1 protein-coding gene is annotated in these 1,156 nt (G+C 52.1%); it reads left to right on the forward strand.

Annotation, left to right across the window (positions count from 1 at the left end; all coding sequences use genetic code 11):
• Nucleotides 1-71: 71 nt before the first annotated feature.
• The gene (locus tag NH395_RS18310; protein ID WP_253026933.1) at nt 72-1,016 is read left to right on the forward strand and encodes an IS5 family transposase; all 945 of its coding nucleotides are present in this window, start codon (nt 72-74) and stop codon (nt 1,014-1,016) included.
• Nucleotides 1,017-1,156 lie beyond the last annotated feature (140 nt).

A 1,156-nucleotide genomic window follows, 5' to 3' on the forward strand; every position in this document is an offset into this window, starting at 1 on the left:
GGAGACTCTGAATAAGTCTCCGAAATCAGCGATAATACGGCCATCGTCAACTGCCTAGGATTCATTACCGCATGGATCAGATCACTTTCTCCGAAGCCGAGTACCAGAACAAGAAGCGAAAGACCCGCCGAGAGCTCTTTCTGGAACGCATGGACAACTTGATTCCCTGGAAGCGGTTGGAGAAAAAAGTCGCCCGCTATTACCCCAAAGGCCAGACGGGACGGCCGCCGTATCCGTTGCCCACGATGCTACGCGTTCACTTCATGCAGTTGTTCTATAACCTGAGCGATCCGGCCATGGAGGATGCGTTGTACGAAATTGAATCCATGCGGCATTTTGCTGGTTTGAAGCTGGACCGCTTGCCGGACGAAACCACCATTCTCAAGTTCCGCCATTTCCTTGAACGCCACGGCCTTGGCGAGGCACTTTTTAAGGAGGTAAATAAGCATCTAGAGCAACAGGGCCTGATGCTGCGCGAAGGCAGTATTGTGGATGCCACCATTATTTCAGCGCCAAGTTCCACCAAGAACGAAAGCGGCCAGCGCGACCCAGACATGCGCCAGACCAAAAAAGGCAACGCTTGGCACTTCGGCATGAAAATGCACATTGGTGTCGACGATAAACTCGGATTGATTCACAGCATCGATACCACGGCTGCCAATGTTCACGACATTGTGCCTGCCGATAAGCTACTCCATGGTGAAGAGCAACGGGTCTTTGGTGATGCCGGTTACCTTGGTATTCAAAAGCGGAATGAGCACAAGCACCGCAACAGCGTCTCTTGGTATATAGCCAAACGGCCGGGCACCCGTAAGCAATTGGATGCCCACCAGCAGAAAGTCGAAAAAATTAAAGCCAGTATCCGTGCCAAGGTGGAGCACCCTTTCCGGTACATCAAACAAGTCTTTGGCTACAGCAAGGTCCGCTATCGCGGCCTCGCCAAGAACACACACCGTCTGTACTTGCTGGCGGCGTTCAGCAACCTGCTGATCGGTGATAAATACCAACTGGCGTAGGGCCAGTGCGCCCGTTTTCCGCCTAAAAGGCGGGAAACGGGCAAAAAACACACACATAACGGGAGAAGCGTGTCTGAATCTTTGATTTTTTGTCGACTCAAACCGCGATTGGCGATAATCGGCAGTTATTCAGACCTTCC

It is taken from the genome of Halomonas sp. Mc5H-6 (genome assembly GCF_024124705.1).
Lineage (GTDB): Bacteria > Pseudomonadota > Gammaproteobacteria > Pseudomonadales > Halomonadaceae > Vreelandella > Vreelandella subterranea.